18 protein-coding genes are annotated in these 18,788 nt (G+C 56.5%); 5 read left to right on the top strand and 13 right to left on the bottom strand.

What is annotated here, in order from left to right; translation table 11 throughout:
• Window positions 1-149: 149 nt before the first annotated feature.
• Entirely contained in the window at window positions 150-1,364 is a 1,215-nt protein-coding gene (locus ACR0LF_RS02525) for a serine hydrolase domain-containing protein (protein ID WP_480574496.1), read from the top strand.
• A 51-nt stretch (window positions 1,365-1,415) separates the two neighbouring features.
• Entirely contained in the window at window positions 1,416-2,276 is an 861-nt protein-coding gene (locus ACR0LF_RS02520) for an acyl-CoA thioesterase (RefSeq protein WP_480574493.1), read from the top strand.
• Between the two features lie 5 nt (window positions 2,277-2,281).
• Here the strand turns inward: ACR0LF_RS02520 and ACR0LF_RS02515 are convergent, their stop codons facing one another.
• From ACR0LF_RS02515 to ACR0LF_RS02465, 11 genes are all read right to left on the bottom strand, one after another.
• A complete protein-coding gene (locus ACR0LF_RS02515) occupies window positions 2,282-3,049 on the bottom strand; it encodes an SDR family oxidoreductase (RefSeq protein ID WP_480574490.1) in 768 nt (255 codons plus the stop codon).
• Window positions 3,050-3,243: 194 nt separating this feature from the next.
• Window positions 3,244-3,933, bottom strand: a complete 690-nt coding sequence (gene phoB / locus ACR0LF_RS02510; RefSeq protein WP_480574487.1) for a phosphate regulon transcriptional regulator PhoB — start codon at window positions 3,931-3,933, stop codon at window positions 3,244-3,246.
• Window positions 3,934-3,945: 12 nt separating this feature from the next.
• Window positions 3,946-4,647 carry a phosphate signaling complex protein PhoU gene (phoU, locus tag ACR0LF_RS02505; RefSeq protein ID WP_480574484.1) on the bottom strand — a complete coding sequence of 234 codons (702 nt, stop codon included), beginning with the start codon at window positions 4,645-4,647 and terminating at the stop codon, window positions 3,946-3,948.
• Window positions 4,648-4,663: 16 nt separating this feature from the next.
• Window positions 4,664-5,461 (bottom strand): phosphate ABC transporter ATP-binding protein PstB, encoded by a 798-nt coding sequence (gene pstB, locus ACR0LF_RS02500; RefSeq protein WP_480574481.1) that lies wholly within the window; start codon window positions 5,459-5,461, stop codon window positions 4,664-4,666.
• 12 nt (window positions 5,462-5,473) lie between these two features.
• Window positions 5,474-6,805, bottom strand: coding sequence for a phosphate ABC transporter permease PstA (gene pstA / locus ACR0LF_RS02495; protein WP_480574478.1), 1,332 nt, complete (start codon window positions 6,803-6,805; stop codon window positions 5,474-5,476).
• A complete protein-coding gene (pstC, locus tag ACR0LF_RS02490) occupies window positions 6,802-8,274 on the bottom strand; it encodes a phosphate ABC transporter permease subunit PstC (RefSeq protein WP_480574475.1) in 1,473 nt (490 codons plus the stop codon). The genes pstA and pstC overlap by 4 nt, the downstream gene beginning before the upstream one ends.
• A gap of 92 nt (window positions 8,275-8,366) precedes the next feature.
• Window positions 8,367-9,407: a substrate-binding domain-containing protein gene (locus ACR0LF_RS02485; protein ID WP_480574471.1), complete on the bottom strand. Its 1,041-nt coding sequence runs from the start codon at window positions 9,405-9,407 to the stop codon at window positions 8,367-8,369.
• A gap of 193 nt (window positions 9,408-9,600) precedes the next feature.
• Window positions 9,601-10,647, bottom strand: coding sequence for a sensor histidine kinase (locus ACR0LF_RS02480; RefSeq protein WP_480574468.1), 1,047 nt, complete (start codon window positions 10,645-10,647; stop codon window positions 9,601-9,603).
• Between the two features lie 28 nt (window positions 10,648-10,675).
• Window positions 10,676-11,200, bottom strand: a complete 525-nt coding sequence (locus ACR0LF_RS02475) for a gamma carbonic anhydrase family protein (RefSeq protein WP_480574465.1) — start codon at window positions 11,198-11,200, stop codon at window positions 10,676-10,678.
• Window positions 11,197-11,838, bottom strand: coding sequence for a guanylate kinase (gene gmk, locus ACR0LF_RS02470; protein WP_480574462.1), 642 nt, complete (start codon window positions 11,836-11,838; stop codon window positions 11,197-11,199). Before gmk ends, ACR0LF_RS02475 begins: the two co-directional genes overlap by 4 nt.
• A 17-nt stretch (window positions 11,839-11,855) precedes the next feature.
• On the bottom strand, window positions 11,856-12,746 hold the full coding sequence (locus ACR0LF_RS02465; RefSeq protein WP_480574459.1) for a YicC/YloC family endoribonuclease: 891 nt from the start codon (window positions 12,744-12,746) through the stop codon (window positions 11,856-11,858).
• Window positions 12,747-12,979: 233 nt separating this feature from the next.
• Here ACR0LF_RS02465 and ACR0LF_RS02460 point away from each other — a divergent pair, with 233 nt between their 5' ends.
• The gene (locus ACR0LF_RS02460) at window positions 12,980-13,654 is read left to right on the top strand and encodes a PAS domain-containing protein (protein ID WP_480856003.1); all 675 of its coding nucleotides are present in this window, start codon (window positions 12,980-12,982) and stop codon (window positions 13,652-13,654) included.
• A 59-nt stretch (window positions 13,655-13,713) separates the two neighbouring features.
• Here ACR0LF_RS02460 and ACR0LF_RS02455 read toward each other — a convergent pair whose 3' ends face one another.
• On the bottom strand, window positions 13,714-15,084 hold the full coding sequence (locus tag ACR0LF_RS02455; RefSeq protein ID WP_480574453.1) for a class II 3-deoxy-7-phosphoheptulonate synthase: 1,371 nt from the start codon (window positions 15,082-15,084) through the stop codon (window positions 13,714-13,716).
• A 169-nt stretch (window positions 15,085-15,253) separates the two neighbouring features.
• On the opposite strand from ACR0LF_RS02455, the gene ACR0LF_RS02450 reads away from it, so the two are divergent.
• Window positions 15,254-16,258 carry a GlxA family transcriptional regulator gene (locus ACR0LF_RS02450; protein WP_480574450.1) on the top strand — a complete coding sequence of 335 codons (1,005 nt, stop codon included), beginning with the start codon at window positions 15,254-15,256 and terminating at the stop codon, window positions 16,256-16,258.
• A 2-nt stretch (window positions 16,259-16,260) separates the two neighbouring features.
• Here the strand turns inward: ACR0LF_RS02450 and ACR0LF_RS02445 are convergent, their stop codons facing one another.
• Window positions 16,261-17,352, bottom strand: a complete 1,092-nt coding sequence (locus ACR0LF_RS02445) for a PQQ-dependent sugar dehydrogenase (RefSeq protein WP_480574447.1) — start codon at window positions 17,350-17,352, stop codon at window positions 16,261-16,263.
• A 154-nt stretch (window positions 17,353-17,506) separates the two neighbouring features.
• On the opposite strand from ACR0LF_RS02445, the gene ACR0LF_RS02440 reads away from it, so the two are divergent.
• Window positions 17,507-18,688 carry an ABC transporter substrate-binding protein gene (locus tag ACR0LF_RS02440; protein ID WP_480574444.1) on the top strand — a complete coding sequence of 394 codons (1,182 nt, stop codon included), beginning with the start codon at window positions 17,507-17,509 and terminating at the stop codon, window positions 18,686-18,688.
• Window positions 18,689-18,788: the final 100 nt, after the last annotated feature.

The following is an 18,788-nucleotide window of genomic DNA, read 5'->3' as shown; positions in this document are numbered from 1 at the left end:
ATCTGCGTCGGATTCAGTCTAACACCTAGATACCAATAGCGCTTTTGAAGTCTGTGACTAACCCATTTTTTGCTGTTATTTCAGGTCTCAAGTACCGACTATGACGGTCAACACCTGACGGAATTCTGCTTATGGCCTCAAAACAAGTGATGTTTGAAAAAACACGGCTGAACCGGCTGCGTACCTGGATGGACAGCTATGTTGAGCAGCGAAAATATGCGGGCTCATCTTTTTTGCTGCGACACAGACAGGACGAGGCCTTCTTTCACTCCTGCGGTCTGCGAAGTCTTGAGCATGGCCTGCCGTTCCAACGCAATTCGTTGGCGCGTATTTACTCAATGACCAAACCCGTTACCTCGGTTGCTTTGATGACACTGGCAGAGCGCGGGCTTTTTCATCTCGGCGCGCCTCTGTCTGACTTCTTGCCCGAGTTCAAGCAAATGCAGGCTCTGGTACCCGGCGCGCAAAGATTGGATCAGACCGAAGACGCGGCATCGCCAACACTGCATCAGTTGATGACCCATACCAGTGGGTTCAGCTATCCGTTCAATCCCGGACTTCTGCCCGAAGCGATGGATGAAAAAGACCTTATGTTCAAACCAGATCAAGGGCTTCTGGAAGATCGTGTACGTGAGTTGGCGGAATTACCCTTGGCTTTTCAGCCCGGCACACGATGGGAATACTCGGTCGGTACCGATGTGCTTGGGCGTGTGATCGAGGTCGTTTCGGGACAAACACTGGATCAGTTCTTTCAGCAGGAGATTTTGTCGCCTCTGGGCATGACCGAAACGGGCTTCTCAGTCCCAACCGGGGCAGGGGATCGATTTGCGGCACTTTACACACCGTTGGCTGGTGATGCGATGGCGTTGAATTCCGCTGCTCAGGGAAGCGATACCTTGCGGCTGGTGGATTCCCACGAAGGTTCACCATTTGAAAAGGCGACAACCTTCTCAGGCGGCGGCGGGCTGATTTCCACAATTGATGACTATGCCAAATTTGTCGACATGCTGCGCAATCGCGGATCCGGCAACGGGCATCGATTGCTTGGGCCAAAAACCGTGGACTTCATGATGCGCAACCACCTGCCGGGCGATATCGCGTCGATGGGACCAAAAAGCTTTGCGGAACAACCGATGGAAGGCATGGGGTTTGGCCTTGCTGGGGCTATTGTCCTGAACCCGGCTCGGGTGTGCGTACCTGGAACATTCGGTGATTTTAGTTGGGGCGGCATGGCCTCGACCTATTTCTGGATCGATTGGGAGAATGACTTGACGGCCGTGTTTATTACCCAATTGTCACCATCCAGTTCCTACCCGTCCCGAGCTGAGCTCAAGGCATTGGTCCATGCCGCCATGATTGAATGATCTTGCTCAGGCTGATACCCGAGTCTGGAACAACCATCCTGTGAGCAGACAATGACCGAAGCGGAACGCATCTTACTGGATCTTCTGGATATCGAACGGCTTGAGGTCGATCTGTTTCGCGGCACGGGGTCCGGAGGTGAAACTCCAACCCGGATTTTTGGCGGGCAAGTCATTGCACAGGCGTTGGCGGCGGCCTACAGGACTGTAGAAGACCGTTTGTGCCATTCCCTGCACGCCTATTTCATTCGCCCCGGAGATCCAGAGAAACCCGTTATTTATCAGGTTGATAGAGCGCGAGATGGAGGTTCTTTCACAACCCGCCGCGTCGTCGCTATTCAGCATGGCAAACAGATCCTGAACATGTCTGCGTCTTTTCACGTTCAGGATGACGGTTGGGATCACCAGCACCCGATGCCATCAGTGAAACCACCGGAAACATATCCATCCCGGTCCGAACTGCGAAAGACATATGTCGATCGCGTACCTGAAAAACTCCACAGTGAATTGCTGCGTGAACGCCCGATTGAGGTGCGCGACGTGGATCATCTTGACCCGTTCAAGCCCGAGGTATCCGACGATCGCAACCAGACCTGGTTTCGTATGGCTGCGGCATCTTCTGCAGACGCCAAAACTCAGCACCTGTTGCTGGCTTATGCCTCAGACATGAACCTCATGTCGTCCGGTTTGCGGCCACATGGGCTGAGCTGGTTCACAGGAGAGTTCAACGGCGCCAGTCTGGACCATGCGCTGTGGTTTCACGCACCTGTAAAATTCCAGAACTGGCACTTGTACGTGATGGATTCACCCTGGACGGGGCAGGGGCGTAGTTTCAATCGTGGGTCTATCTATTCTGAGGATGGCACCTTGGTTGCCTCTGTCGCTCAGGAAGGTTTGATGCGCCGCGCCCGGTAAAAACGTTAAGTTTCAGTGTTAAATTTTTGATTTAACTTACGCATTCCACCCAACCACCGATCATAATCCGCAGCTTTCAGTTGTAGATAGTCCAAAACCTGCGGATGTGGGAGAACAAGAAACCGCTCGGCTTGGATGGCCTGCACGCAGGCTTCAGCCACGTCACGGGGCTCCAGCATTCCGTCAATGGACGCGACTGAGACCTCGTGTCCTTCGGTCATTTTTGAACGCACTGCCTGAGGGCACAGAACGGAAACTCGCAAACCTTTGTCGCCGTATGTCAGCGACAACCATTCAGCAAATCCAACCGCCGCGTGTTTCGAAACACTGTACGGAGCAGCGCCTGGCTGGTTCAGCAATCCAGCGGCAGACGCCGTCGTCAGAATAAATCCGCCACCACGGCTTATCATGCGAGGAACAAGATGGCGGGCGGTCCAGACATGAGACATCACATTGATTTTCCAGATCCGGTCCCAATGCTCATCCGGCGTATCATACCCGCCAAGCGTCAGGACCCCGGCATTCGCGCAGAACAGATCGATCGGTCCAACTGAGTTTTCCGTGAAATCTATCAATGCCTCGATTTGATCTTCGTTGGAAACATCGCAGGGATACGCAACACCACCAATGAACGTGGCAACTGACTTAGCACCTGCTTCGTCAATGTCCGCGCAAACAACTCGCGCACCTTCATCGGCAAATCTTTCGACCAGACCACGGCCGATACCTTGGGCTGCACCAGTCACGACGACTGTTTTGTTCTTCAGATCCATGCAAACTTCCAGATTGAGTGGTAAACTCGGGATAAGAGTGTTCTCTTGTTGTTTAATTCACAAGGTCCTAATATTTACCATAATACCAATTATACGATTGCCATCTACAGGCAAGGCGCCAACCTACCGACATAGAGTTCAATTTCGGAAACCCATCAGATCACAGCATTTATCGTGCCCTGATCTGACTTTGGTTAACCTAAAGCATAACCTGCGCCACGAACTGTGCGCACTGGATCATTCCCACCATGCTGGGTCAGCGCTTTGCGCAAACGTCCAATATGTACATCGACGGTTCGGGTATCAACGTAAATGTCGCGACCCCATACCCGGTCGAGCAGTTGTTCGCGGCTCCAAACCCTGCCCGGCTTTTCCATGAACGTGCTGAGAAGCCGAAATTCGGTTGGTCCGAGTTTCAATGGCTTGCTTGCGCGGCTGACCTTGTGAGTTTCGGAATCCAGAATGATGTCATCGAACTCAAGTCTCAAACCGACAGTCGCCGGACGTACTCGGCGCAATTGCGTACGGACACGTGCCATCAACTCGACCACTGAATACGGCTTGACCACGTAGTCGTCCGCGCCCGTCTCAAGCCCCCGAACCTTGTCGACTTCTTCGGTTCTGGCCGACAGCATGATGATCGGGATCGAACGTGTGTCCGGGCGGCTTTTCAGGCGGCGGCAAACTTCGATGCCGCTGAGATTGGGCATCATCCAGTCCAGAACGATGATATCCGGGCAATCCTCGTCTACCAGCAACATGGCCTCGTCACCGCTGGCAGCTTTGGAGACCCGAAATCCTTCGGCTTCGAGGTTGTAAGCCAGAACTTCACGCTGGGCCAATTCATCCTCGACCACCAGCACCGTAGGTTGATCTGCGGACATCTCAGTCGTCTCCTACACGGTTTGCGACGTAGTGTCGGCCTTGGGCCGAGCCTCGGTTGGGCGTTCGCCTGTAACAAGATAGACGACCTGTTCGGCGATCGAGGTCACATGGTCGCCCATGCGCTCAATGTTCTTTGCGATGAAATGCAGATGCATACACGAGGAGATGTTGCGCGGATCCTCGGCCATGAAGGTCAGGAACTCGCGGAACAGACCGTTATACATCTGGTCAACTTCTTCATCGCGATTAATGACGTCAGTCGCCAGTTCGGCATCACGCTGAATATAGGCGTCCAACGCGTCACGCAGCATCCGTTCGACTTCGCGCGCCATGCGGCGAAGGGCTGCGGCACTGCCGTTGATCTCGCCTGCATTGACCAGGACCGTGGTCCGCTTGGCGATGTTCTTGGCGTAGTCTCCGATCCGTTCCAGATTGCCGGACACTTTCAGAACCGACAGAACCAGACGCAGATCGCTGGCCGTAGGCGCCCGGAGCGCGATCAGGCGCGCGGTTTCTTCATCGATAAGATCTTCAAGCGCGTCGATCGCCTTGTCGCCCCTGCGCACCTCTTGCGCCAGTTCTTCGTCGCGGGTTTCCAGCGAGCGCGCGGCGCTTATGATGGCAGCCTCGACCAAACCGCCCATTTTCATGATATGGGCCTGGATCGCTTCGAGATCGCGGTCGAATGCGGATGCAATATGTTGTTCGCTCATTGTCAGATACCTGTGCTCAGCCGATACGGCCAGTAATGTAGCTTTCCGTGCGCGGATCGACCGGATTGGTAAAGATCTGCCCCGTCTCACCAAATTCGACCAGATTGCCCAAGTGGAAGAAGGCGGTCTTTTGGCTGACCCGTGCGGCCTGCTGCATCGAGTGGGTCACGATCACCACGGAATAGCGCGAGCGCAGTTCGTCGATCAGTTCTTCGACTTGCGCGGTTGCAATTGGGTCCAGTGCCGAGCATGGCTCGTCCATCAGCAGAACCTCGGGCGCGGTTGCGATGGCGCGGGCGATACACAGTCGCTGCTGCTGACCGCCGGACAGGCCGGTTCCGGGTGCATCCAGGCGATCCTTGACCTCATCCCAAATCGCACCTCGGCGCAGGGATTTTTCAACGATTTCATCCAGATCCGCCTTGTTCTTGGCCAGGCCGTGGATGCGCGGGCCGTAGGCTACGTTATCATAGATCGACTTGGGGAACGGGTTCGGCTTCTGGAACACCATGCCCACCTTGGCACGCAACTGTACGGGGTCGACACGCTTGTCATAGATGTCTTCACCGTCCAACAGGATATCGCCTTCTACGCGGCAGATATCGATGGTGTCGTTCATCCGGTTCAGGCAGCGCAGAAAGGTCGACTTGCCGCAGCCCGACGGGCCGATGAAAGCCGTGACGGTTTTATCTTCGATCTCGACGTTCACGTCTTTGATGGCATGGGTGTCACCGTAGAAAACCTGAACCTTCTTGGCGTTGATCTTGATGTCTTTGGAGTCCACGGCTCTCTCCACTCGTGTCATGTCGTTCATTGTTGCCCCCAATTACCAGCGGCGTTCAAAGCGGCGGCGCAGGATGATTGCGATGATATTCATGGTCAGCAGGAACATCAAAAGGATGATGATGCCGCCCCACGCTTTCTCGTAAAAGCCTACGTCAGCGCGTGCAGCCCAGGTGTAGATTTGCGCCGGCATGGCCGAGTTCGGCTCTGTAAAGCCAGCGATGAACCCATCGGGGTATCCCCGTGCGACGAAACCAACCATACCGATCAGCAGCAGCGGCGCAGTTTCACCCAAGGCTTGGGCGAGGCCGATGATGGTGCCGGTCAGGATACCCGGCGCGGCCAGTGGCAGCACGTGGTGGAACACCGCCTGCATTTTCGAGGCCCCTACCCCAAGCGCCGCATCGCGGATCGACGGTGGAACCGCCTTCAACGAGGCCCGGGTCGAGATGATGATTGTCGGCAGCGTCATCAAGGTCAGCACCAGACCACCGACCAGCGGTGCCGATTGCGGCAGATGCATGAACTGGATGAACACGGCCAAACCCAGAATACCGAACACGATGGACGGCACGGCGGCGAGGTTCGAGATATTCACCTCGATCAGGTCAGTGAACTTATTCTGCGGTGCAAACTCCTCGAGGTAGATCGAGGCGGCCACGCCAATCGGCAGCGACAGTCCCAGAACCACCAGCATCATGAAGAACGACCCTACGACCGAGGCACCGATGCCCGCACCACCCGGGTTGTCCACACCCGAGTCTGCCCCGGTGATGAACGGCCAGTTGAACGCCTGTTTGATGATACCGGCCTCTTCCAGTGCGTCGACTAGATCAAGGTCGCTTTTCTGAAGGAATCGGCTGTCTTGCATGGTGTCACGGGACACGCGGCCTTTGAAGTACCCGTCCACCCGGCTGGAAGCGGCCAGATCGAATTCGATAGGCTCACCCAGTTTGTCAGGGTTTTCGGCATAAAAGGTTCGGATCGTCCCGCCAATTTTACCCAACAGACGCTCGATGGCCGCCTCGTCAAAATCGACGCTGATCCCGCTGTCTGCCAGTTCTTTGTTCAATTGAGCGATGAACAGGTTGGAATAAGCCTTGGTTTTGAACAGCGTTCCTTCTGCCTCGTCGCGCTGCGGCTCGGTCAGGGTAAAGTCTACGCTGACGACGGTGCGCTGGAAGGCCGGGATGCCCTGCGACAGGATCGAGGCGAACAGTACAACCAGAAAGAACAGGCCGGTTGCAATCGCAACAACACCATAGGCGCGGAAACGTTTCTCGGCATTGGCGCGCTTTTTCGTGCGTTCATCCGTAGCCGTGAGCGAGGTTGAGCGGCGACCGGAATCGGGGCTTTGCATGCTTGCGTCGGTCATTCGTACTGCTCCCGGTACTTACGCACGATGTAGAGGGCAAAAACGTTGAGCCCCAAGGTGAGGATGAAAAGGGTCATGCCAAGCGCGAAGGCGACCAGAGCCTCGGGCGAGGCAAAATCGGCATCGCCGGTCAACTGACTGACGATCTTGGCGGTCACGGTTGTCATGGCTTCGAACGGGTTCAGGCTCAGTCGGGCTGCGGCCCCTGCCCCGAGAACCACGATCATGGTCTCGCCGATGGCGCGCGATGCCGCCAGCAGGATCGCCCCCACGATACCGGGCAAGGCGGCAGGCAAAACGACCTGACGGATGGTTTCTGACTGCGTCGCACCAAGGCCATAAGACCCATCGCGCATCGCCTGTGGCACCGCGTTGATGATGTCGTCGGACAGTGAGGAAACAAACGGAATCAGCATGATCCCCATCACCAAGCCCGCCGTCATCACGGCCGTCCCTGCTTTCATCCAACCCAGGCCATTGTCGCCAAACACGTCCAGCAGAAGCGGGCCAACGGTCAGCAGCGCGAAGAGACCGTAAACAATGGTCGGAATACCGGCCAGAACCTCAAGCAACGGCTTGGCAACGGACCGCACGCGGGGCGAGGCATATTCGCTGAGGTAAATCGCGGCAAACAATCCGATCGGCACCGCAACCAGCAGCGCAACGATAGAGATGTAAAGCGTACCCCACAGCAGCGGGATGATACCGAGTTCGGACAGGCCTCCACGGCCCGAAAAACTGGGTGCCCAGGTCAGGCCAAAGAAGAAGTCTGTAGCAGGGTATAGCTTGAAGAACTCCCAGGTGTTGAACACCAGGGACAGGACGATGCCCACAGTTGTCAAAATGGCTATCGACGCGGCGGCCAGAAGAAGAATGCCGACGCCCTGTTCAACAACGTTGCGGGCGCGGTAATCGGCGTTGGTTTGCAACCAGGCCACGGCAGCCCCGATCAGGGCGACCGCCAGAAGAACGGCGGACATGATCGTATAGCCGGTCGCATTCATGGCGCGATAGCTTTGCGCCGCGTTCAGAACCGGCTGAGTGATGTCCGACGTCACCACCTGCCCCGCATCTTTCAACTGCTGGGTGACCTCGGTGACGTCTGCTTGCTGGTTGTTGGCTTCATTCTCGGTCAGATTGCCCTGCGCAACGGCATTGTCCAAGCCGGTTGCGGTGCGGCGCACCTCGGCCATGACCAGACTGCGCGACGAACCTTCCTTGATCACCGAATCCGGGATCATGCCAGACACTTGAGAATTAACGAAAAGCGGCTGCGCCAGCAGCCAGACAATCAAGAGGCCAAAGGCCGGAACGATCGTCTTCAGCGCAACGTTTGCGCCATAAAACGATGGAAGTGAGTGCAGATCCCGGCTGTCGCCACCGGCGCTTTTCAGGGCGCGTGCGCGTCCAAGTACATAGCCGACTGCTGCGATCGCCAATACGATCAGAATGAGCCAAAGTATCGGCATGACACCCCCGTTGCTCTTGATTGCGGTTAGTAGAAGAGACAATGAAGGGGCGACTGATCCGTCGCCCCCGATGCATTACACCAGCGAAAGGCTTAGCTGCCCGAACCCATGGTGACTTCGTTGGCGATGGCGTCCTGTGTCTGTGCCAGCTCAGGATCAGCAACCAGACCGTAGTTGGCCAGCGGGCCCGACGGACCGGCGATTTCGTCATGAGTGAAGAACTGAGCGTATTCTTTCAGGCCGGGGATCACGCCGATATGGGCTTTCTTCACGTAGAAGAACAGCGGACGCGAAACCGGGTATTCGCCGGTCGAGATGGTCTCGGTCGACGGAGCGATACCCGACATGGTGGCCACTTTCAGCTTGTCGGTATTGTTCTCGTAGAACGCCAGACCAAAGACGCCGATGCCATTGGGGTTGGTGTCGATACGCGCCAGGGTCTCGGTGTAGTCGCCGTCGATGTCGACCGACTTGCCATCGGTACGAACGGCCAGACAAGCGTCTTCTGCGTCGTCTTCGCTCATGCCGCCATCGATCATGGCCTGCATTGCGCCGGTTTCTTCACAACCGATCAGCAGAACTTTTTCTTCGAACACTTCACGGGTGCCGTGCTTGGTGCCCGGGATGAAGCCTGCGATTTCAACGTCCGGCAGTTCCGAGTTGAACTCGGCCCAGGTGTTGTAAGGGTTATCAACAACTTCGCCGTCTTTCAGGACTTTCGCACCCAGCGCGTTGAAGATGTCGGAAGGTTCAAACGCGGTGAAGGCAGGACCGGTCTGCTGACTTGCAAAAACGATGCCGTCATAGCCGATGCGGACTTCCATGATGTCAGTCACGCCGTTTTCGGCACAGGCTTTGATCTCTTTTTCACGGATCGCGCGCGACGCGTTCGCAACGTCGATGGTGTTTTCGCCAACGCCTTCGCAGAAACGCTTCAGACCAGCCGACGAACCGCCCGATTCAACAACCGGGGTTGGGAAGTCTGTGTTTTCACCGAACAGTTCGGCGACGATCGAGGCATAAGGCAGAACGGTCGACGAACCGGCAACCTGAACGTTGTCACGAGCCGCAGCAGTGGTTGCCGAGACGGCAGCGATTGCCAGCGCAGATGCCGACAGTTTTACAAAGGACATTTCAGTCTCCCTGAAAAAGGTATGCTTGATCACCCCCATGATGATCCTGCGCGCACCCCTAGGGGCCGTGCGTAAGCCTTTTGTGACAAGTGTGTAACGATTTTATGACAACCCGGTTTTTTCCGAGATTTTGCTGTCGCAAACTTCACAGCCATACAAGCATTGGCGCGTTTGAAAGTGCGGGGCTGGCTATCTAACGGGGTAAAATGATCGTGAAAACAGACCCTTTTCCCAACTCGCTTTCCACACGCAGTCTTCCGCGATGCCGATTGACGATATGCTTTACGATCGCAAGGCCCAGACCCGTTCCGCCCAATTGCCGCGATCTATGACTGTCAGCGCGATAGAATCGCTCAGTCAGGCGCGGCAAGTGAATCGCATCTATGCCAGGACCTTTGTCGATAAACTGAATCCGAACCGCTGGCCCCCGCATCGCGGTATCCCGGTCCGAGGACACAACGCGTACCGCGACACTGCCCCCGCTGGCACCATACTTGATCCCGTTTTCAATCAGATTGGTAAAAACCTGCCGTAATTGGTCACTGTCACCGGTAACCGACAGTGGCCCGTCCTTTGCGTCCAGCGACAGAACCACACCGGCATCTTCTGCAAGTGGTCGCAGAGAGTTCATTGTGGATTGCAACAGCCCGGTAAGCTCCAACTGTTCTTTGGGCCGAACACGCTCTTCACTTTCCACCCGGTTTAACGACAACAGATCGCCGACGAGCCGGTTCATCCGGTTGGCTTCATCGGTCATGATCTGCAGGAATCGTTCCCGCGCCGCAGGATCATCACGCGCAGGGCCACGCAAGGTTTCGATGAACCCCATCAACGCAGTCAGCGGAGTGCGCAATTCGTGGCTGACATTGGCCACGAAATCGCGTCGCATCTGGCTGGCGTGCTCCAGATGCGTGATGTCCTGAAAGGTGGCCAAAACGGCCCCTCCGGCCACGGCACCTACCCCGTTCATATAACGGCATTGTACTTCAAACGTGGTGTCCTGCGCACCGTCATTGGACAGATGACGGGTCTTTTTCGAGCTTTTGCTTAACAGGCTTTGCTCGATTGCCTCCAGAACCTGTGGCTGTCGCAGAATGGTTGCAAAATGACGCCCTACAATGTTCGGGCCCAACAGGGTCTTTGCATCGGTATTGGCGGCAATAATCCGTTCGGTCTGATCGACCATCAGCGCCGGCATCGGTATTGCAAGAACGAATTCTTCAAGAAGGTCTGCAGTCATGCTTCAATACCCTATCAACCCGCCCGCCTTAGGGGATAGGTTTTAAGGTTCTACGAAACTTGCGCATGTTCTCCTGATAATGCAGCGCGCTCATAGTAATCCGCTTTGCCGCCGCCTCATCCAACTGGCGCACAATTTTGCCCGGTGCGCCCATGACCAGCGAGTTATCGGGTATCTCCTTGCCTTCGGTAATCAGGGCCCCTGCCCCGATCAGACAATTCCGACCGATCTTTGCGCCGTTCAGAACAATAGCACCCATGCCAATCAAGGTGTTTTCACCGATGGTGCAGCCATGCAGCATCACCTTGTGGCCGATGGTGCAGTTCGGACCAATGGTCAGAGGATACCCCGCGTCGATATGCATGACGCAGTTTTCCTGAACGTTACTGCCTTCGCCAACGCGAATTTCTTCGTGATCCGCGCGGATCGTACAGCCAAACCAAACGGACGCCCCTTGTTCCAACACGACCTTGCCGATCAAATTGGCATCAGGAGCGACCCATGTGTCTTCGTGAATCTGAGGCGTGTGGTCACCCAATGCGTAAATGGTCATGACAGCCCCTCGAATTCATTCTGAAGTTTGCGAACGTGCTGTTGCAGCGCAGGCTGCTGAATACGGCGCATCCGTTCCGCGCTGACGATGGTTTTCAGCTTTTCCTCGGTCGCCTCAAGATCGTCGTTGATCAGGACATAGTCGTAATAGCCCCAGTGACTGATCTCATCCCAGCTTTTGAGCATCCGTTTACCGATCACATCATCGCTGTCCTGCCCGCGTGTTTCCAGACGGCGGCGCAGTTCGGGAATCGACGGAGGCAGGATAAAGATCGACAACGCGTGCTTGCCCAGATCCGAGTTTCTGATCTGAACTTCACCTTGCCAGTCGACATCAAAAAGCACATCTTTACCCGCATTGATCGAGTTGCGAACGGGTTCAGCGGGTGAGCCATAGAAATTGCCAAACACATGAGCGTGTTCCAGCATCTGACCTTCCGCGACCTGCTGTTTGAAAGCATCTTCCGACAGAAAGAAATATTCCCGCCCGTCTTCTTCCCCCGGACGCGGAGCGCGGGTTGTGGCCGAAATCGAGAATTCCAGATCCGTGTCCCAGGCCATCAACCGTTTGGCCAGAGTGGATTTGCCCGCTCCGGATGGCGAAGATAGGATGATTAAAAGGCCTCGGCGGTCCGCCATGTCAGTCGTTCCCATTCTTATTCTACGTTTTGCACTTGTTCGCGCATCTGATCGATCACCGCCTTCAGCTCCAACCCCACAGATGTCAGGTCAGAGCTTTGCGCCTTGGAACACAGCGTGTTGGCCTCGCGGTTGAACTCCTGCATCAAGAAATCCAGCTTGCGGCCCACGGCTCCGTTCTGCGCCAGCAAATCGCGCGCGGCGTCGACATGGGCGGTCAGGCGATCAATCTCTTCGGTAATATCGGCCTTGACCGCAATCAGAGCCAGTTCCTGCGCAACGCGATCAGGGTCCGCGCCCTGCGCGTTTTCCAGCACACGCGCCAGATTCTCACGCAACGCATCAGCCATCTTGCCCTTGCGTTGTTCCGCTAAGTCCGCCGCACGCGCAGTCAGTTCCGCGACCTGATCCAGCTGTGTGTTCAGAACCGTTGTCAGCGCCTCGCCCTCGGTCCGTCGCATGTCAATAAATGCTGTCAACAAATCATTGAACGCGGATGTCAGATGCGCAACCAGCGGCGCCGGATCGTCAGCCTCTGCCCCGGCATCCAACATACCTTTCAGGGCCAACAAGTCCGAAGCGCTCGTCGGAGCCAAGGTGATGCCGCGCGCAGAGGCCAGTTCTTGCGTTTGTTCAAGTGCGGTCAATGCGGCAGCCATCGCGGCTTCGTTCAACGACAGCTCAGGGGCCGCGTCCTCTCGGTTCAGACGCATGGACAGGGTCACGTTTCCGCGGCTCAGAGACTTCGACAAAGAGGCCCGCAGCGCGACTTCGAGGCCGGTCAGCCAGTCAGGCAAGCGCAGGCGCATGTCCAGGCCCTTGCCATTTACGCTGCGCAGTTCCCACGTCCAGCTGTGCGGGCCGTATGTTCCCTTCCCCGAGGCAAACCCGGTCATGGATTTGATCATCACTGCCCTTTCCTGTGGCGCTTCTCGCCGCACCTAATGCCATTGTCAGGTGCAGAGCAAGAGTTTGCTGAAGACGCAATTGTTTGGCGCAAGTTAACCATTCGTTAAAGAATTACTCCAAAATTGAGTAAACCCGAGTCAAACTGCCCCTAGCAATGGCTTGTGGGCCGCTGATGCTCCCATTGTGTTGCATTTTATGAAAAAGGCGGCCAATTGACGTTAGGGTGATGAAAATGAAAACCTTTTTCGGGACAGGTTCCGGGTCAAAATTTGGAAAGATCGTCGCAATGGATCGCTTTGACAGTGGGCGCAGCCTTTCGCCGATCCGCCAGGCCGAGGCGTATTGGACCGCATTGCTGAGCGGTAACAGCGTTCCGATGCGGTCACAAATCGACCCGCGCGGTCTTGAGAATGTTTTGGAATACACCTTCATTCTGGAACGCATCGCTCCGGGGCTGGCGCGGTTTCGTCTGGCAGGCAGCCATCTGAATGCCCTTGCAGGTATGGAAGTTCGGGGAATGCCCCTGACTGCCTTCTTTCAGCCCGATGATCGCGCCCAAACAAAGGATGTGTTGGAACAGGTATTTGCCGTGCCCGCAGTCGCGGAACTGGGTTTGATCTCGGCCGGTGTGCTGGGGCGGGCAAGAATGCAGGCTCGCATGATCCTTCTGCCACTGAAAAGCGATCTGGGGGATGTCAGCCGGGTGCTGGGGGTCATGATCGCGGACGGCGCAATCGGCAAAACGCCTCGCCGGTTTTCAATTTCTGACACGCGGATCAGACCGGTAGCTGACATTCAGGCCCAGGCCCCTGTAACGCCGCAGCCGGTGGAAGGGTTTGCCGAAGAACAAGCCGGTTTCAAACGGGCCGCAAGCCATCTGCGGCTGGTCGTATCACGCGACGATTGACTCGGGGTGAAAAAAACAGCGAACCCAAGGCCCGCTGTTTTTTTGTTTTACGCCTGCGATCAGCTTGCTGCGCGTTTACCGCCGTTGCGCCGCAGGTTGGTCAGTTCTTCTGCCACCAGGAACGCAAGTTCCAATGATTGCGAGGCATTCAGACGAGGGTCGCAGGCCGTGTGGTAGCGATCCGACAGATCCTCTTCGGTCACAGCACGCACGCCGCCAGTGCATTCGGTCACGTCCAGACCGGTCATCTCGAAATGCACACCACCGGGGATGGTGCCTTCGGCCTGATGCACGCCGAAGAAGTCGCGCACTTCGCGCAGGACTGAGTCGAACGGGCGCGTCTTGTAGCCTGTGGCCGACTTGATCGTGTTACCATGCATCGGGTCGCAGACCCAAGTGACCTTGGCACCTTCTTCCTTCACAGCCTTGATCAAACGCGGCAGATGCTCACCTGCTTTACCCGCACCGAAACGCGCGATCAGGGTCAGGCGACCCTCTTCGTTGTTCGGGTTCAGCTTGGCCATCAGAACCTTGAGGTCTTCGGCGGTCGTTGTCGGACCACATTTCAGACCAATCGGGTTCTGAACCCCACGGCAGAACTCAACATGCGCACCATCCGGCTGACGCGTGCGGTCGCCGATCCAGATCATGTGACCGGAACCTGCCAGCCAATTGCCCGAGGTTGAATCCAGACGCGTCAGTGCCTCTTCATACTCAAGCAACAGCCCTTCATGGCTGGTGTAGAACTCAACGGTTGAGAACTCATGCGTGGTATCCGCTGTGATTCCCGCAGCTTCCATGAAGTCGATCGTGTCCTGAATGCGGTCGGCAATCTCGGAATACTTCTGAACGTCCTGCTCATCCGCAAAGCCGAGTGTCCAGGCGTGAACCCGACTCATATCGGCAAAACCACCGGTCGAAAAGGCACGCAACAGGTTCAAAGTAGCCGCTGCCTGCGTATAGGCCTGAAGCATCTTGCTAGGATTCGGAATCCGCGCTTCGGGCGTAAAGGCAAGCTCGTTGATGATGTCACCGCGGTAGCTGGGCAGCTCGACGCCATCCACAACTTCGGTCGGTGCACTGCGCGGTTTGGCGAACTGGCCGGCCATGCGACCAACCTTCACCACAGGCACCTTGGCGCCATAGGTCAGAACCATCGCCATTTGCAGCATCACCTTAAAGGTGTCACGGATCGCGTCCGCGCTGAATTGTTCAAAGCTTTCAGCACAATCCCCGCCCTGCAACAGGAAGGCTTCGCCGCGACCAGCGGCACCCAGATGTTGCTTGAGACGCCGCGCTTCACCCGCAAAGACCAGCGGGGGATACTGTGAAAGCTGGGCCTCGACCTTGGCCAGAGCGGCCGCGTCGGTATAATCTGGCATCTGAACCCGGGGCTTGTTGCGCCAGTTCGTTTTTTGCCATTCGGTCATAGCTTTGATCTCCGCTGAAATGTTCAGGTCGTCTCTATACAAAATGCAATGAAGAGTGACCATATCCCATTTGCGCCTCTTGACGACGCAAACAAGCTTTGATCATGCTGGCCGCCAAATCTGCCGTTGGATATACTTCTATCCAGCAGCGAAGTAAGGACATCTCGCCATGCAAGAGCAACGCCAAGTTGTCACGGTGGAAGACACCGCGGCCCCGCCTCGGAATTTTGTTTTTGTCCTCTTGGACAAATTCTCTTTGCTGTCGTTTGCTTCGGCGTTGGACAGTCTTCGTATCGCCAACCGAATGGCGAACAAACAGCTTTATACTTGGAGGCTGTTGGGAGAAGGCGGAGAATCAGTAACCTGCTCGGCCGGGACCGAGTTCAGGCTGGATAGCGATCTGGAAGAATTGCAGCGGGACGACGTCGTTCTGATCTGCGGCGGCGTTGACGTTCAGGCCGCCACCAGTAAGCGCGTTCTGAACTGGTTGCGGCGCGAAGCCCGGCGCGGATTGCGGATTGGTGGCCTGTGCACGGCTGCCTATACTCTGGCAAAGGCCGGGTTGCTGGATAACAAGAAGGCGACGATTCACTGGGAAAACTCGGACAGTTTCATCGAAGAATTTGATGAGGTTGAACTGACGAAATCCGTCTTTCAGATCGATGGAAGCCGTATGACGACTGCGGGCGGCACGTCTTCGATTGACCTGATGCTTAAGCTGATTGCCGAGGACTACGGCGAGGATCTGGCCAACGCGGTAGCGGATCAGATGATCTATTCATCGATTCGCACGGATCAGGATACCCAGCGCCTGTCGACCCCAACCCGGATCGGTGTGCGGCATCCCAAGCTGAGTCAGGTTATCCTGATGATGGAAAAAAACATCGAAGAACCGATCTCGCCTTCGATTCTGGCCAAGGATGTCGGCATGTCGACCCGTCAGTTGGAGCGTCTTTTCCGCCGATACCTCAGCCGTTCGCCCAAGCGCTATTACATGGAACTGCGCCTGCACAAGGCCCGGAACCTGCTGATGCAGACGGATATGAGCGTGATCAACGTAGCGCTCGCCTGTGGCTTTGCTTCACCCAGCCATTTCTCGAAATGCTATCGTGCGCATTACAACACCACGCCGTATCGCGAACGCGGTGCGCAAAGCGGGCGGTTGTCGGTTTAAGCCTACGGGGCCATCCGATACACCGCGCCCTGCCCAACCGAGATAAACCAGATCGAACCGTCAGGGGCCTCGACAATATCGCGCACACGCTCGGTTTCGGGCCCCTTTATCTGTTCAACCTCTCGCAGCGGTTTGCCAGCAAGCCGGGCGATATAGTCAAATTTCAGCGACCCGACAAAGATATCACCCTTCCATTGCGGCCAGAGTCTGCCGGAATACACCAGCAGGCCAGAAGGCGCGATGGATGGGTCCCAATAATGCGCTGGTTGTTCCATTCCCTCCTTGGCTGTACCTTCCCCGATTTTTTGCCCGGAATAATGAGTGCCGTAAGAAATGACCGGCCAACCATAGTTTCTGCCCGCACGGGGTTGGTTGACCTCGTCTCCACCGCGGGCGCCATGTTCCGAAACCCACAACCGCCCGCGCGAATCCAGTCCGGCCCCTTGCGGGTTTCTGTGACCATACGACCAGATTTCCGGTCGGATGTTCGATTGTCCGACAAACGGGTTGTCTGACGGCACTGTTCCATCACGGTTTATCCGGATGACCGAGCCCATGTGATTGGACCGGTCCTGGGCATTGTCCGCATGGCCACGATCACCAATTGTTACAAACAATGTCCCGTCCCGTGCCTCGACCACGCGGCTGCCGAAGTGACGCCCGCCCGATCCGCCCGGGGAGGCCTCGAAAATCACGCGCAGGTTTGTCAGGCGCTTGCCGTTCCCGGACTGGCGCGCGACTGCGACCGCGGTACCTGCACCACCTTTTTGTGGTTGTGAATAGGTCAGAAAGACCTCTCGGCTTTGATTGAAATCACGTGGGATTGTGACGTCCAGCAATCCGCCCTGCCCCGAAGCTGCAACCTTTGGAACGCCCGAGACCTCGTGCGCCTTTCCATCCCTTACATACAACAATTCTCCGTCCCGTTCGGTGACGAGGAAATCGCCGTCCGGCAGGATACCCACTGCCCAGGGCGTATCCAGCCCACTGATCATTTCCTTAAGCACAACATTCCCAGCAGACGTCGACAGGACCTGAGCGAATGCGCTTCCGGCGCAAATAGAGAGGAACAGAATCACAACAGTTCTGAACATGAAAGCCCCCTTCCGTGGCAATCGCAGGTAAACCCTAACAAAACAGTTAGAATTCCTATCGGCAAAAACACGTTTGCGTTAGGACTTTTCTTTTCCAGACGGCTTGCCTAGGTTCGTGGCCAGAACGAACACGTTCACAATAGGGAGTAACCATATGAAAAAGCTGCTTACCGCAACTGCAGCAACCGCTTTGCTTTCCGGCACCGCCATGGCTGAGGACATCACGCTAGGCGTTTTGTTCGGTTTCACCGGTCCGATTGAATCGCTGGCACCGGCAATGGGTTCGGGCGCCGAGATGGCGATGGCCGAAGTGACCGAATCCGGCAAACTGCTGGATGGAACCAATGTGACCGCCTCACGCGCTGACACCGGCTGTATCGACAACGGCCTGGCCACGTCGAACGGCGAACGCATGATCGCGGACGGTGTTGCCGGTATCATCGGCGGCGATTGCTCGGGCGTGACCGGTGCGATCCTGCAGAACGTCGCGATTCCGAACGGCATGGTCATGATCTCGCCTTCGGCAACCTCGCCCGGTCTGTCGACCATGGAAGACAATGGCTTGTTCTTCCGCACCGCGCCGTCGGATGCGCGTGAAGGTCAGGTTATGGCCGACATCCTGAATGATCGCGGCATCAGCTCAATCGCTCTGACCTATACCAACAACGACTATGGCAAAGGTCTGGCGGATGCGATCCAATCCTCGTTCGAGGCGGCCGGTGGCGAAGTTACCATCGTTGCCGCGCACGAAGACGGCAAGGCAGACTACTCGGCCGAAGTTGGCGCGCTTGCTTCAGCCGGTGGCGACATTCTGGTCGTTGCGGGTTATCTGGACCAAGGCGGTCTGGGTATCATCCAGTCGGCACTGGACAGCGGTGCGTTTGATACCTTCGGTCTGCCCGGCGGCATGATCGGTGACTCGCTGCCCTCAAACGTCGGACCCGACCTGAACGGCTCGTTTGGTCAGATCGCCGGTTCGGGTGGTGAAGGTGCCGAGAAATACTTTGCCATGGCCGAGGCAGCAGGGTTTGACGGCTCGTCGCCATATTCGCCGGAATCCTATGACGCCGCGGCTCTGTTTATGCTAGCCATGCAAGCGGCCGGCTCGACCAACCCTGCCGATTATGGTGCCAAAATCATGGATGTGGCCAACGCTCCGGGCGAGAAAATCTATCCCGGCGAACTGGCCAAAGGTCTGGAACTGCTGGCAGCTGGCCAAGACATCGACTACGTCGGCGCGTCCGGTGTTGAGCTGATTGGCCCCGGTGAAAGCGCGGGTTCCTATCGTGAGATCGAAGTGACCGACGGCGAGAACAAGACCGTAAAGTTCCGTTGATCCTGCGTAATCTGTTATAAAAACAAACAGCCCGGGCCTTGTGTCCGGGCTGTTTCAATGAAAAAAGCCGCACCTCGAAAACGGGGATAGGTAACGACGC

Source organism: Ruegeria sp. E8 (assembly GCF_056533985.1).
This window is presented reverse-complemented; position numbering and strand designations above follow the sequence as displayed.